We start from the raw sequence: 14,262 nt of genomic DNA, 5'->3' as shown, positions 1-14,262 counted from the left end.
GCTATGGCTCCGGTGAGCACCTCTTCCCATCCCGAACAGAGAAGTTAAGCCCGGACGCGCCGATGGTACTGGAGTCACATCCGGGAGAGTAGGTGGCCGCCAACCCCAACAAAACACCCCTTGTCCCTCAAAAAGACAAGGGGTGTTCTCGTTTTAGGGCATATAGGAGGGGAGGGGGAAGAAGGTCTAAATTTTCTTTAATCTATAGTGGCTAATCCCAAATTGTTGAAGTCTCTTTTATCTCTACACCCAACTATAGTAACTCTTTCTTTTTTACTTCGCTGTTAATATCATTTTGCAGTATAGCGCGTAATAGGTTGACGTGATTGCCGTTGTATATTTGGCATTTCCTGTCTAACTTGATCTATGACTTTTCTGTATCCTACCTTTTTGGCGGCACTTCTGGCTACGGCTATACCTGTAATTTTGCATTTGGTGCAATTGCGCAGGGCAAAAAGGGTACAGTTCAGTAATGTGCGTTTCATTCAGGCGTCTCAGGAAGTTACTGCCAGTCAGCGTAAGCTAAGAGATCTGCTCATTTTATTATGCCGCATCCTCTTTATTGTTTTCTTAGTTTTGGCTTTTGCCCAACCTTATATACCTGGCGCAGTATCGCAACAAAGCTCTCAGAACGATGTATCTATTCTAGTGGATAACTCCTATAGTATGCAGAATTTGCATGAAGGACAGGATATTTCGCTGCTTTCCTATAGTATTGATAAAGCACGTACGGTGCTTAGTCTTTTTCCGCCCGCTACTGTTTATGATGTGTTCGACAACAGCAGTTATTCCCGTAACCACTTTGCTTCGTTGCCTGATGCATCTGATAAGTTAAATCATCTTGATTTTAGTGCCGCCTCAATGCGGGGTTTCAGAAGTAATTCCGATGGACATGTTTTCTGGTTTTCAGATTTTCAGAAGAACCAGTTTGCTGCTTCAGATATCGAATTGTTTCCTGACAAAACCCAGCTGCACATTATTCCTGTTGCGGCTGGTGGAACTTCCAATATTTTTGTTGACACTGTGTACCTGGAAGATGCTTTTATTCGGAAAGGGGCTGAGACGATGATACATGCTGTAGTCTACAACACCGGTTCAGAAACGGCTGAAGATGTACCTTTAAAGCTGATCGTAAATAATGAGCAGGTAGCAGCCATGAGCCTGGACCTCCCGCCGAAACAGGCGACTACGGCAACTATAAAATTCAGAGTAGGGGATAATAAGACGAGCAGGGCGGCTATAGTTCTGGAAGATTACCCGGTAGAGTTTGATAACACGTATTATTTCACGCTGTCAGCTTCTCCGGGTGTGCGCATTGCAGAGATTTCAGATGGCGGGGACATTGATCTTAAAGAGCTATACAGCAAGGAACCGCTTTTCGATTATACCCGCTTTACTTCTGGTGGGGTAGATTATGCGCGTGTGAATGCAGCTGATGTGCTTATACTGCACGGATTGAAAACAATAAGCACAGGCCTGGCAACTACTGCTGGTAATTTTGTGAAGGACGGTGGTACATTACTGGTGGTTCCGGCTGCTACTTCGGAAGTACAGGGTTACGATGAACTTTTCAGGCAAATAACTATAGCCGCACGAACTATAGGTTCAACCAACAAAACCAAAACGGAACTTTTGCCACCTGCTCCGGACAATCCTTTTTTTAGGGGCATCTTTTCAGAATACGATAAAAAGATGCAGATGCCTGCTGCTGCCAGAACAATTCAATGGGCACGAGCCTCAGATGACATTCTCAAATATAGAGGCGGTACACCATTTTTGTCGAGGTTTGAGCGGGGCAAAGGCCAGGTTTATTTATTGGCATCGCCTCTGCAGGAGGAGTATACCTCCTTTGTGAACCACGCACTGTTGCTGCCCGTGTTGTATAAGCTCGCCATTACTGGATATAAACAGGAACAGCCTTTGGCTTATACCATGAGTTCTGGCACAGTGCGTATGCCGGTAGCACAAACTATAGCCGGCGAAGGAATCTACAAACTACAGAAAGACAGTGCCGTTTTTATACCGGAACAGCAGATAAGAGGGGGCAACTTATATTTTACAGTTCCACCTGACCTGAACGAGGCCGGAATCTATAATCTTACGTTGGATGATGCGCCTGTTGGTTCTGTGGCTTTTAATTATGACAACCGCGAATCATACCTGGAACAATATACGCCTGATGAACTGCGCATCCTGATAGGCAAGGACAAGCCAAATGTACACGTCTATGACTATGGCGACGCCTTCTCGGTGAAGAATGAGTTTGAAAAAAGATATTTTGGCGTGAAGCTTTGGAAATATTGTCTAATATTGTGTCTGGTTTTTCTGATGGCCGAAATAGCCCTTATACGATTCCGTTGACACATGAACATTTTCCTGAGAGCCGCTACCATCTATCATCCAGCATCTAAGCATCACCTGCAACAGCAAAACATTTTAATAGAGCAGGGAAAGATAACCTACATTGGTCCTGACGAAAAGCAGGCTGATACAACTATAGCCGCAGATAACCTGTGCGTTTCGGCAGGGTGGGTGGATATGTTTGCTGTAACCGGCGAACCAGGCCTGGAGCACAAGGAAGACCTGCAAAGCATGGCACAGGCCGCCGCAGCCGGTGGTTTTACAGAAGTACTTTGCCTGCCCAACGTAAACCCGGTAGTACAAACCAAAGGCGCTATCAATTATATCAGGAACAGGTCGCTACAGTTGCCGGTAACACTGCACCCGACTGCGGCGGTAACTATGGAAGCCGAAGGCAAAGAGCTGACTGAGATGATAGACCTGAAGCAGGCAGGTGCCATAGCGTTTACCGATGGCACACACCCCATACAGGGCGCTGAAGTGATGGTGAAGGCTTTACAGTACCTGCAGTTATTTGACGGACTGCTGCTGAACCGGCCGGAAAACACCAGACTCACTGCTTTCGGGCAGATGCACGAAGGAGTAGCCAGTACCATGCTGGGTATGAAAGGCCTGCCCGCCCTGGCCGAGGAAACTATAGTTGCCCGCGACCTGCAGTTGCTGGCTTACACAGGCGGTAAACTCCATTTCTCCCTGATATCCACCAAAGGCGCTGTAGAAAGCATCCGGAAAGCGAAAGCCGATGGCCTGCAGGTAACCTGCGATGTAGCCAGTTACCAGGCTGCATTTACCGACGAAACCATTGCTCCTTTTGATACAAACTATAAAGTAAACCCGCCTTTCCGGAGTGCTGCTGATGCGGAAGCCATAAAACAGGGCCTTGCCGATGGAACGATAGATGCTATAGTTTCAGGACATCAGCCACACGATACCGAAGCCAAGAAGCTGGAATTTGACCTGGCAGAGTTCGGTATCATAAACCTGGAAACTGCTTTTGCCGTGGCCAACGCTTCGCTAACCGACGCAGTGCCTCTGGAAACTATAGTTGACAAGCTAACTACTGCTCCGCGCACCATACTGCAACTGCCTCAGCCAACTATAGCCGAAGGCGCAGAAGCCAATCTCACTATTTTCGACCCGACCCAGAGCTGGGTGTATGATGAAAGTACTGCCCGGTCAAAAGGCGTGAACAGTCCGTTCTTTGGCCAGCAGCTCACCGGCAGAGTGATCGGCATCATTCACAAAGGACAGCTGGTGTTAAATTAGTCTTTTTCATAAATTTATAACTATATTACAGTTAGCAACTATAGCTGTTGCGCTGGTAAATTTCATATAATGTTTAATCAGGCAATTACAAGGGTAGGCATACGCTATGGCGTTACAGGCGGCATAATTTGTTTTGTTATTCTGCTCCTGGTCTATCTTTTCGGGAAAAACCCGTTCGGCGATTACGGTCGCTATAGTTACTTACCTGTTCCGTTTGCCATTTTCTGGGGAATCAGGTACTACAAAAAGTTTATCGATACCGAGCTGGGCTTTTTGCGCGGGTTCCGGGTTGGGGCAGCTGTTACGTTTTATATATCGCTGTGCGCCTCTATGCTGGTGTTTATCCTGGCATATTTCGCAGGCCCCGAACTGATACAGCAGCACATACAGGAAATGAAAGCGCTGTTGGAACAAACCCGCGAAGAGCAGATAAAAATTTTAGGTGAGCGTATGTACGAAGAAGGCTACAAAGCACTGGATTCGATCACGCCATCGATGCTAGCAGCCGATGATTTTGTGAAGCGGTTTTTTGGAGGGTTGATATTTGCGTTGGTAGCCGCCGTATTTTACCGTAAGTAATCTTTAACCCTTAACCTTATACCATGGACAACTATTCACAAACGCAACAACCTTCTGTTACTTCGGTAGCGCTGAAGTATGGTCTCATCACCGCACTCGTAAGTATCGTTTATACTTTAATCATTATGGTGCTGGATATGAGCGATAACCGCTGGCTATCTGCTCTGTCGTTCATCATTATGATTGCCGGTATTGTGCTGGCCATGAAAGAATACCGCACCCTTAACGGTGGATTTATGTCCTATGGGCAGGGGCTTGGCATCGGAACGCTGGTTTCGGCCATTTCGGGCTTGCTGTCAGGTATCTTTATGTGGATCTATACCACGTTTGTTGATACCGAGTACATGGGCCGTATGCGCGACAAGCAGATAGACGCCCTGCTTGACCAGGGGATGACGGATGAGCAGGTAGATGCAGCCATGTCCATGTCAGAGAAGTTCCAGGGACCGTTAGCTTTGATTTTAGGTGGTCTGATAGGAGCGGTTGTAATAGGTTTTCTATTATCTTTGATTCTCTCTGCTATCATGAAAAGAAACAGGCCGGAGTTCGAATAAAAAATGCAATACCCTTATGATATTTCGGTAGTAGTTCCGCTCTTTAACGAAGAGGAATCATTGCCAGAACTCGTGCGCTGGATCAGACGTGTGATGCATGCGCACGAGTTTTCTTATGAGATTATATTGGTTGACGACGGCAGCACCGATCGTTCCTGGGACGTGATTCAGGACCTGAGCGCCGAAGACAACACAGTAAAAGGCATCAGCTTTAACCGCAACTATGGCAAGTCAGCAGCGCTGCACATGGGCTTTCAGCGGTGTGCCGGCGAGGTGGTAATTACCATGGATGCCGACCTGCAGGACAGCCCCGATGAAATTCCGGCGCTGTACGACATGATCAAGCACCAGAAATACGACCTGGTAAGCGGCTGGAAACAGAAACGCTACGACCCGCTTAGCAAAACCATTCCTACCAAATTATTTAACGCTGCTACCCGCAAACTGTCGGGCATACAACTACACGACTTTAACTGCGGCCTGAAGGCGTACCGCCAACTGGTAGTAAAGACGATAGAAGTGCACGGCGAAATGCACCGCTATATTCCGGTTATTGCCAAATGGAACGGCTTCACCAAAATTGGCGAGAAAGTGGTAAAACACCAGGAGCGCAAGTATGGTACCACCAAATTTGGCCTGGAACGCTTCGTATACGGTTTCCTGGATCTGCTTTCGATCACGTTTGTAAGCCGGTTTAAGAAACGCCCGATGCACTTTTTTGGTACCCTGGGCACCCTGATGTTTACAGCCGGTTTAGGTATAACGGTTTGGCTCATCGTACAGAAGCTGTTCAGGTTGTATTCTGATGGCCGCGTGCGCGATATTGTGGATCAGCCCTTGTTTTTCCTGGCGCTGGTGACAGTAATCCTGGGTGTGCAGCTGTTTCTGGCTGGCTTCCTGGCTGAGATGATCTCCATGACATCCAGCAAAAAGAACGAATACCTGGTACGCGACCAGGTGGGCGCTGTCAGAGTATAGTTATGGCGCGCCGTATAGTTATAGTTGGCCCGGCACACCCGCTGCGTGGCGGTGGGATGGCAACTTTTAACGAGCGGCTGGCGCAGGCTTTCCAGGAGAATGGCGATGAAGTGGAGATCGTTACCTTCAGCTTACAGTATCCGTCGTTCCTGTTCCCGGGCAAAAGCCAGTATTCTGATGAGCCCGCCCCCGAAGGCTTGCAGATCAAAGTCCTTATCAACTCCATTAACCCGCTCAGTTGGCTTAAAACCGGTAACTACATCCGCAGGCAAAAACCGGATATTGTTATTTTCAGGTACTGGCTACCGTTTATGGGCCCTGCCCTCGGAACTATAGCCCGCATCATTCGCCGCAACAACTATAGCCGTGTTTTAGCTATTACTGATAATGTAGTGCCCCATGAGAAGCGTCCCGGCGATGTACCTTTTACAAAATATTTCCTTGGTGCCTGCCACGGGTTTATAACCATGTCGCGGTCGGTGCAGCAGGACCTGCAGCGCTTTGAACCTGATAAGCCAAACCTGTATTTAGCCCATCCGCTCTATGATAACTTCGGAACTATAGAATCCAAAACGGAGGCCTGTGCTGCACTCGGGCTTGATCCAAACTATAGTTATCTGCTGTTCTTCGGGTTTATACGCGCTTACAAAGGGCTCGACCTGTTGCTGCAGGCCATGGCCGATCCGCGCATCAAAGCCCTCAAAAACCTGAAGCTTATCGTGGCTGGTGAGTTCTATGAAGAAGCCTCGCACTACTATAAACTGATAGAAGAACTGCAGTTGCAGCAACAGCTTATCCTCCACACTGATTTTATTCCCAACGCCGAAGTGCGCCATTATTTCTGCGCTGCCGACCTGGTGGTACAACCATACAAACATGCCACACAGAGCGGCGTAACACAGGTTGCCTATCATTTTAACAAGCCTATGGTGGTAACCGATGTAGGTGGCCTGGCCGAGCTGGTGCCCGATGGCAAAGTGGGATATGTGGTAGCACCACAGCCGCAAACTATAGCCAATGCCATCCTCAATTTCTATAGTTCCGGGCGGGCTGCGCAACTGGAGCAGCATATCCGAGAATACAAGCAGCGCTTTAGCTGGGGCACTTTTACCGAAGCCGTTTACAAACTGGCCGAACAATGCCGCTGATCCCGGTTTGGTAGAAACTATTTAGCTTTTCGTAGATACAATAGTAAAATTATAAACGTGTTCAGTTGTTACAACATTAAAAAGGTATATATTTAAAGCACCAACTTTAACAACTACCTTTTAGCCAGCTATGTCATTACGTTTCCTGCCAGTCAGTGCGCTTGTCGCTTTTTTATGCCTGCCTGCTATAGTACAAGCCCAGTCCGGGCAAGCCGATACCGGCTTTCTGCAGCAATCTGTTTCAGGGGCTATTAAATCTTATCAGCAAACAATAGGCATGCAGGCCTTATTGTACAATGGCTCCGAATACAGAGTACAGGTACGTCCGCACATTGAAGGCAACCAGTATTATGATGCCAAAACGTTTGTAGAAGGAAATGTAGCCTACGATGGCGCCCTGTACAGTAGCGTTCCTTTGTTGTATGATGTGGAGTTGGATGAGGTGATCACCATACACCCTGTAAGCGGTTTATCGCAGAAGCTGGTAAAAGAAAAAGTAAGCGGGTTTGAGATCGGGAAACACACGTTTATCCGGATTGCTGTCGACAGCGCTGCCAAAGCTTCTTTAAAACCAGGCTTCTATAGTTTGTTGTACGATGGCGAGACTAAAGCCCTGCATCGTCGCGAGAAAGTATTGCAGGAGCGTGTAACCAACAACGGCTACGAAGGCGAGTACAAAACAACCGACCGCTTCTATCTCCTGAAAGATGGCGTGTATTATCCGGTGAAGAGCAAAGGCTCGGTACTGAACGTGCTGCGTGACCAGAAAAAAGAGCTGAATAAATTTATAAGGGAGAACAGCATCCGGTTCAAATACCAGCGTGAAAGCGCCCTTGCAAAAATCGCAGCCCACTACGACTCCCTGGAAGCCAACACCGGAGAGTAAACCGTTCCTTCTGTTAAGCATTTTCTTATTGAACAAGCCCCTATAATGGCCAACTTTTACCGAAAACTGATAGTGCTCGTGCTGCTTATAACAAGTGCTGCAGGAGCATGCTTTGCACAGCAACCAGCCGAGCCCCGGATCATGGGTACGTATGCCAGTACACCCTTCCAGGAATTTGTAAAGGACCTCGAAGCAAAAACGTCCTACCGGTTCTACTACGACGCCGCTGCTACCGATAGTGTTACAATAACCCTGCAGGCACAGAACCTGCCGCTTGGGCAGGTGCTGGAGCAGGCACTGAAAGAGACAAAACTGCAGTTCGCTATCAGCGGGCAAAAGCAGGTTTTTATTACAGCCAACAAAGCCCTGCTGACCAGCCTGCCTGATGACTTTTTTAACGAAGAGAACCAAAAAGCAGTTGGTAAGCAGCCCGAACTGGCCGATCTGTACGTGCAACAGGAAGCCCCGACCCGCAGATCAGGTTCTGAATTGAAACTATACGAGATCGGTGTGCCTGGCAACAGCAAGAACGGGAAAGCCAGCCTGGCTGGTACTTTACGCGATGCCAGCAGTGGCGAGCCTATCATCGGCGCCAACGTCTACATCGAATCTCCGGCCATCGGTACCGCCACCGATCAGTATGGTTTTTACTCGCTGACGCTCCCGGTTGGCCGCCATGAGCTGAAGGTGCGTGGAGTTGGCTTTAAGAACGCAAAACGCAATATTATGCTGCACAGCGATGGCAGACTGAACATTGAGGTAGAGGAAGATGTGCGCTCGCTGAAGGAAGTGGTGGTAGAAGCTGAAAAGGACCGCAACGTAAGAGGCCTGCAGATGGGCATGGAGCGCCTTGACATCAGAACTATAAAGCAGGTGCCGACCGCCTTTGGCGAAACGGACATTCTGCGGGTGGTGCTTACCCTGCCTGGTGTAAAATCAGTAGGGGAGGGAAGCACTGGTATGAACGTGCGCGGCGGTTCTACAGACCAGAACCTGATCCTGCTGAACGATGCTACTATTTATAACCCATCACATTTATTCGGCTTCTTCTCGGCTTTCAGCCCGGATGTGCTGAAGTCGGTAGAACTATACAAGAGTGCTGTGCCGGCGCGCTATGGCGGCAGGCTGTCGTCGGTGCTGGAAGTAACAACCCGCGAAGGCAACAAAAAAGAATTTACCGGTGCAGGCGGTATTGGTTTACTGACCAGCCGGCTTACCCTGGAGGGGCCTATCGTGAAAGAAAAATCTTCTTTCCTGTTAGGTGGCCGCACCACCTACTCCGACTGGATACTGAAGCAGTTGCCAAACCAGTCGTACAAGGACAGCGAAGCCGCTTTTTATGACCTGAACGCGCACATCAGCCACGAGATCAACAGCAAGAACAGCGTTTACCTGACCGGTTACCTGAGCAAAGACCGCTTTAAGCTGGCCTCAGATACGCTTTACAGATTCGCAAACTATAATGCCAGTGTAAAATGGAAGCACAACTTCCACAATAAACTATACAGCGTAGTTACCGGTACGCACAGCCAGTATAATTATGATATCTCAAACGAGCAGAATGAAGTAAATGCTTCTACCCTGGCCTTTGGCATCAAGCAGACCGGCCTGCAGGCAGATTTCAATTTCTTTCCGAACGAGAAGCATACCTTAGACTTTGGCGCAAGCACCATCTTCTACGACACGCAACCCGGCTCTCTTACCCCTAATAGTGCTCAATCGCTGATAAAGGACGATAAGTTACAGGGTGAGAAAGCGATGGAAGCAGCGGTTTACATCTCAGATCAGTACGAAGTAAACCAGCGCCTTTCCATATCCATCGGCCTGCGCTATTCTTTCTTTAATGCCTATGGCCCACGCGATGTATACACCTACGCGGCCGGTGTGCCTAAAACAGAGGGTACCATTACCGATACGGTTAGCTATGCTTCCGGCAAATCCATTGCCACGTATCACGGGCCGGAGTTCCGTTTCTCAGCAAGATATGGCCTGACCGATAATTCGTCGGTAAAGCTGAGCTATAACAGACTGCGCCAGTACGTGCATATGTTGTCCAATACAGCTTCTATGTCACCGACCGATACCTGGAAACTGAGCGACAGCAATATCCGTCCGCAGATAGGAGACCAGATAGCACTGGGCTACTACCGTAACCTGAGAGCCAATACGGTAGAGTTTTCGGCAGAGGCTTATTATAAATGGATGAAGGACTTCCTAGATTACAGAAGCGGCGCCTCCATTATCATGAATCACCACATAGAGACCGACGTAGCCAATGCCGAGGGCAAAGCCTATGGGGTGGAACTGATGCTGAAGAAAGCTACGGGTAAACTGAACGGTTGGGTAAGCTATACGTATTCCCGCACGCTGGCACGTGTAAATGATGCCGGCACGTCTGAGATCATAAACAGAGGCGAGTGGTACCCAAGCAACTTCGACAAACCGCACGACTTTACCCTTATCAGCAACTATAGATTCAGCCAGCGTTTCAGCTCGTCGTTAAACTTTACCTATAGTACCGGCAGACCCATCACGCTGCCCCTGGCCAAGTACTACGACGGCAGCTCGTACCGCATTGTATACTCCGACCGCAACGAGTACCGCATCCCGGATTATTACCGCGTAGACCTGGCCGTGAACATAGAGGGCAACCACAAAATAAAGAAGCTGGCGCACAGCTCCTGGACCATTGCCGTGTACAACCTGACCGGTAGAAAGAACCCGTACTCGGTTTACTTTAAATCGGAGAATGGCATCATTAAAGGGTACAAGATGTCGGTTTTCGGGCAGCCGATACCTACCGTTACCTATAACTTTAAGTTTTAAGCGCATGAAGATCATGAACTGGAAAAATACGATAGGCCTGTTTTTTATATTGTTGCTTAGTGGCTGCGTGGAGCCTTACCTGCCGGAAGTAATGCAGGGGCCTAACTCTTACCTGGTAGTAAACGGTTTTATAAATGCCAACGGCCCGAGCACCATACAGCTTTTGCGCACCCAGAACCTGGACGAGGAAACTATGCCGCCAGCTGAAAATGGCGCTATAGTTATGATTGAAGCGGAAGATGGCGAACAATATGGCGTACATCAGCAAGGTAATGGCATCTATGTATCTGCCGACCTTACACTGGATAGCCAGAAAAAATACCGCCTGTTTATCCGGACAAGAAATGGAAGAGAATATGCTTCGGAATATGTAGAAGTAAAACACACTCCTGCCATAGATGAAGTGAACTGGGAACCGGTGGACGGGAAAGTAGAGGTAAGCGTAAATACTCACGACCCGGCAAACGACACCTGGTACTACCGCTGGGAGTACGAGCATACCTGGCACTTCCGCTCGGCATTCTTCACGCCGTTTAAATACATAGATGGCCGTATCGATTACCGCGATGAAAATGATGAAGACATCTACAACTGCTGGAAAACGGAACAATCCACTACTATAGAGCTTAGCAATTCCAAACGCCTGACCGAGGACAGAATAAACAAGTACAAGCTGCTTGCTATTCCGTCGAACTCAGAGAAAGTGGCGATAAAGTATAGTATACTGGTGAAACAATATGCCCTGACGCAGGAGGCCTATAGTTACTGGGAAACGCTTAAGAAGAACACCGAAGAGATCGGTACACTGTTCGATCCGCTGCCTTCTCAGCTTAACGGTAACATCCGCAGCCTGGACGATTCAAATGAGCCTGTGATCGGGTATATATCGGCCAGCACCATGCAGCAGAAAAGAATTTTTATTGACAGTAAAGAACTGCCGAGGGAATGGAGCCTGTTCGCACCTTCCTGCTACTCTGATACCATGTACCTGGCTCAGGCCAGTGTAGTTGATTATTTTAAGGAAGGATACATTATGCCTGTAACCGGGATTTATGTCGGTGGTAGCATGAGCCCGATCGGGTATGTGTATGCTGACAAGAGCTGTGTGGATTGCCGCACCGCAGGCACCAATGTTAAACCTTACTTCTGGGAATAAATGCAGTACCTAACCTACAATAAGACGAAGGTGTTGAAGAATAAAACTATCGTAGCAAAACCTATAGTTAGAGCCGGCATACGGGTAGCCCTCGGGCTTATCTGTAGCCTGGGGCTTACCAGTCAGGCTGCTGCACAAACCGGCAGTTTCAGCAGTATTACAAGTGCGTTTGACCAATACCGCCAGAAAGCCCTGCAGGAGAAACTATACCTGCACCTGGACAGGCCAGTATATGCCTGCGGCGAAACCATGTGGTTCAGCATTTACGATGTGGATGGTACACAGCACCGCCCGCTGGATATCAGCAAAGTAGCTTATGTGGAAGTGTTGGATGCGGCTCAGAAACCTGTGTTGCAGGCCAAGGTAGCATTACAGGATGGCAAAGGAAAAGGCTCCTTTAGTTTGCCGGTAGAGCTTGGGTCGGGTAACTATAGCGTGCGTGCCTATACCAACTGGATGAAGAACTATAGCCCCGAGTTTTATTTTGAACAGCCGGTAACTATAGTTAACACCTTCCGGAAAGTAGACCCGCAACCAGCAGAGCAAGCTAAAGGCTATACGGTACAGTTTTTCCCGGAGGGTGGCCACTTAGTAGCAGGTGTACCCAATAAAGTAGCGTTTAAGGCACTAAGCGAGCTTAGCGGCAAAGGTGTAAACTTTACAGGAGAGCTGCAGGACGAGCGCGGACAAAAAGTACTTGACTTTGCACCTCATAAATTTGGCATGGGGCATTTCACCTTCACGCCTGCGCCCGGTAAAAAATATACAGCCGTTATTAAACTAAACGAAACACAAGGTTTTACCACTCCATTGCCGCAGGTGCAGGAGCAAGGTTATGCCCTGCAGTTAGAGGATGCTGATGCTGAGAAACTGAAAATTACAGTGCGTCAGCAGAATCGCCCGGGCGACCAGGTATTTTTGCTGGGCCATGCCCGGCAGATCATCGGTTACTCAGAGCGTGCCACCGTAAACAATGGTGCAGCCGTGTTTATAGTTGACAAAAAGCAACTGCCGGATGGAATAACGCATTTTACGGTTTTCAATGCGGGGCAGCAGCCTGTATGCGAGCGCCTGTATTTTAAAGCACCAACTCATACGCTTGATCTGAAAATTGCCACAGACAAACCTCAGTACACTACCCGCGATAAAGTAACACTGGACATACTGGCGCAGGCCAACGGTGCAAAAGATACACCGGCTAACCTGTCGATGGCTGTGTATAAAGTTGATTCGCTGCAGGGGGCACCAGCCCAAACTATAGAAAGTTATCTGTGGCTTACATCTGACCTGAAAGGAACTATAGAAGAACCGGGATACTATTTCTCAGGCTTTGGCGCTTCGGACAGACAGGCTATGGATAACCTGATGCTGACCCATGGCTGGAGCCGCTTTACCTGGACTGATGTTTTAGCAGAAAAACCTGCTCCGTTTGCCTATGTACCGGAGTATAACGGACACCTGATAACAGGTAAAGTCACCCATAAGGTATCTGGCGAGGCTGCCCCGGGCATTCTTACATTTCTTGCTTCGCCGGGCAAAAACATCCGGTTATACAACTCAACCAGCGCTCCGGATGGTACCATCCGCTACGAAGTGAAGGATTTCTTTGACGCAAAAGACATCATTATCCAAAGCAATTATACCAAAGACAGCACTTACCATTTCCAGGTGTTCAATCCATTCTCGGATAAGTTCGCGAAGCGTATGGTACCGGCACCGAACCTGGCATCATCGCTGCAGGAGGAACTGACGCTGCGCCACGTGGAGGTACAGACACAGCATGCTTACTTTGGAAATGTCATTAACAGAGCGGTTACGGGTCAGGCAGATAGCACCACCATTTACGGGCAGGCGCCGGAACAATACCTCCTTGATGACTACAAGCGCTTTAAGGTGATGGAAGAAGTGCTGCGCGAATATGTGCCGGGCATCCAGCTGCGTAAGCGCCGTGACGGCTTCCACTTTATGGTGTTCGACAGGCCAAACAAAACTATCTTCCAGGAGAACCCGATGGTATTGCTAGATGGTGTGCCTGTTTTTGACATTGACAAGATCATGGCTTTTGACCCGCTGAAAGTGAAGAAACTGGATGTGGTGACCAGCAGGTTCTTTAACGGTCCGCAGGTGTATGACGGCCTTGTGAGCTTTATAACTTATACCGGCGACCTGGCAGGTTTTGAGCCGGACCCGCGTGCACTGATGCAATCTTATGAAGGACTGCAGCTGCAGCGCGAGTTTTACGCCCCGGTTTACGACACACCGGAGCATAAGCTTAGCCGCCTGGCCGATTTCAGAAACCTGCTGCACTGGGCGCCGGATCTGAAACTGGAAACCGGAACAAAAGCGGAGAAATCATTTTATACATCTGACCAGACGGGGACATACCTGGTTGTAGTTCAAGGGTTAACGGCAGATGGCAAGGCAGGCAGCAAAACATATACCTTTACGGTAAGTCAGCCTAACCTATAGTTTATAGTGCCGGACCGGAAACCGGAAAAGCGCAGCACC

The 14,262-nt window shown here is 48.6% G+C and carries 10 protein-coding genes, 1 rRNA gene and 1 pseudogene; all 12 read left to right on the top strand.

Translation table 11 applies throughout. The features are described 5' to 3' along the window. A 5S ribosomal RNA gene (gene rrf / locus H7F15_RS16015) occupies positions 1–105 on the top strand; the annotation flags it as partial. A gap of 261 nt (positions 106–366) precedes the next feature. Beyond that, positions 367–591, top strand: a pseudogene (locus H7F15_RS19675) (BatA domain-containing protein); the annotation flags it as partial. A gap of 75 nt (positions 592–666) precedes the next feature. Beyond that, positions 667–2,361 (top strand): hypothetical protein, encoded by a 1,695-nt coding sequence (locus H7F15_RS16010; RefSeq protein ID WP_255481284.1) that lies wholly within the window; start codon positions 667–669, stop codon positions 2,359–2,361. A gap of 3 nt (positions 2,362–2,364) precedes the next feature. Next, positions 2,365–3,627 carry a dihydroorotase gene (locus tag H7F15_RS16005; RefSeq protein WP_185197995.1) on the top strand — a complete coding sequence of 421 codons (1,263 nt, stop codon included), beginning with the start codon at positions 2,365–2,367 and terminating at the stop codon, positions 3,625–3,627. A 69-nt stretch (positions 3,628–3,696) separates the two neighbouring features. Next, a complete protein-coding gene (locus H7F15_RS16000; protein ID WP_185197994.1) occupies positions 3,697–4,206 on the top strand; it encodes a DUF4199 domain-containing protein in 510 nt (169 codons plus the stop codon). Positions 4,207–4,229: 23 nt separating this feature from the next. Continuing rightward, on the top strand, positions 4,230–4,760 hold the full coding sequence (locus H7F15_RS15995) for a DUF4199 domain-containing protein (protein WP_185197993.1): 531 nt from the start codon (positions 4,230–4,232) through the stop codon (positions 4,758–4,760). Between the two features lie 3 nt (positions 4,761–4,763). Further along, entirely contained in the window at positions 4,764–5,738 is a 975-nt protein-coding gene (locus H7F15_RS15990; RefSeq protein ID WP_185197992.1) for a glycosyltransferase family 2 protein, read from the top strand. 2 nt (positions 5,739–5,740) lie between these two features. Continuing rightward, positions 5,741–6,886, top strand: coding sequence for a glycosyltransferase (locus tag H7F15_RS15985; RefSeq protein WP_185197991.1), 1,146 nt, complete (start codon positions 5,741–5,743; stop codon positions 6,884–6,886). 130 nt (positions 6,887–7,016) lie between these two features. Continuing rightward, positions 7,017–7,772, top strand: coding sequence for a hypothetical protein (locus H7F15_RS15980; RefSeq protein ID WP_185197990.1), 756 nt, complete (start codon positions 7,017–7,019; stop codon positions 7,770–7,772). A gap of 45 nt (positions 7,773–7,817) precedes the next feature. Beyond that, positions 7,818–10,598, top strand: a complete 2,781-nt coding sequence (locus H7F15_RS15975) for a TonB-dependent receptor (protein ID WP_185197989.1) — start codon at positions 7,818–7,820, stop codon at positions 10,596–10,598. Positions 10,599–10,602: 4 nt separating this feature from the next. Then, positions 10,603–11,754, top strand: coding sequence for a DUF4249 domain-containing protein (locus H7F15_RS15970; RefSeq protein ID WP_185197988.1), 1,152 nt, complete (start codon positions 10,603–10,605; stop codon positions 11,752–11,754). A 33-nt stretch (positions 11,755–11,787) separates the two neighbouring features. Continuing rightward, positions 11,788–14,223: a hypothetical protein gene (locus H7F15_RS15965; RefSeq protein WP_185197987.1), complete on the top strand. Its 2,436-nt coding sequence runs from the start codon at positions 11,788–11,790 to the stop codon at positions 14,221–14,223. The last annotated feature ends 39 nt before the right edge of the window (positions 14,224–14,262 follow it).

Origin of the sequence: Pontibacter sp. Tf4 (genome assembly GCF_014212495.1) — a bacterium.
Classification (GTDB): Bacteria; Bacteroidota; Bacteroidia; order Cytophagales; family Hymenobacteraceae; genus Pontibacter.
The sequence above is the reverse complement of the archived record's forward strand: the minus strand, read 5'-3'. Positions and strand labels throughout refer to the sequence as shown.

Coding starts and splice junctions, on each gene's coding strand:
- H7F15_RS16010 (WP_255481284.1), top strand. CDS start 667: ATGCAGAATTTGCATGAAGGACAGGATATTTCGCTGCTTTCCTATAGT.
- H7F15_RS16005 (WP_185197995.1), top strand. CDS start 2,365: ATGAACATTTTCCTGAGAGCCGCTACCATCTATCATCCAGCATCTAAG.
- H7F15_RS16000 (WP_185197994.1), top strand. CDS start 3,697: ATGTTTAATCAGGCAATTACAAGGGTAGGCATACGCTATGGCGTTACA.
- H7F15_RS15995 (WP_185197993.1), top strand. CDS start 4,230: ATGGACAACTATTCACAAACGCAACAACCTTCTGTTACTTCGGTAGCG.
- H7F15_RS15990 (WP_185197992.1), top strand. CDS start 4,764: ATGCAATACCCTTATGATATTTCGGTAGTAGTTCCGCTCTTTAACGAA.
- H7F15_RS15985 (WP_185197991.1), top strand. CDS start 5,741: ATGGCGCGCCGTATAGTTATAGTTGGCCCGGCACACCCGCTGCGTGGC.
- H7F15_RS15980 (WP_185197990.1), top strand. CDS start 7,017: ATGTCATTACGTTTCCTGCCAGTCAGTGCGCTTGTCGCTTTTTTATGC.
- H7F15_RS15975 (WP_185197989.1), top strand. CDS start 7,818: ATGGCCAACTTTTACCGAAAACTGATAGTGCTCGTGCTGCTTATAACA.
- H7F15_RS15970 (WP_185197988.1), top strand. CDS start 10,603: ATGAAGATCATGAACTGGAAAAATACGATAGGCCTGTTTTTTATATTG.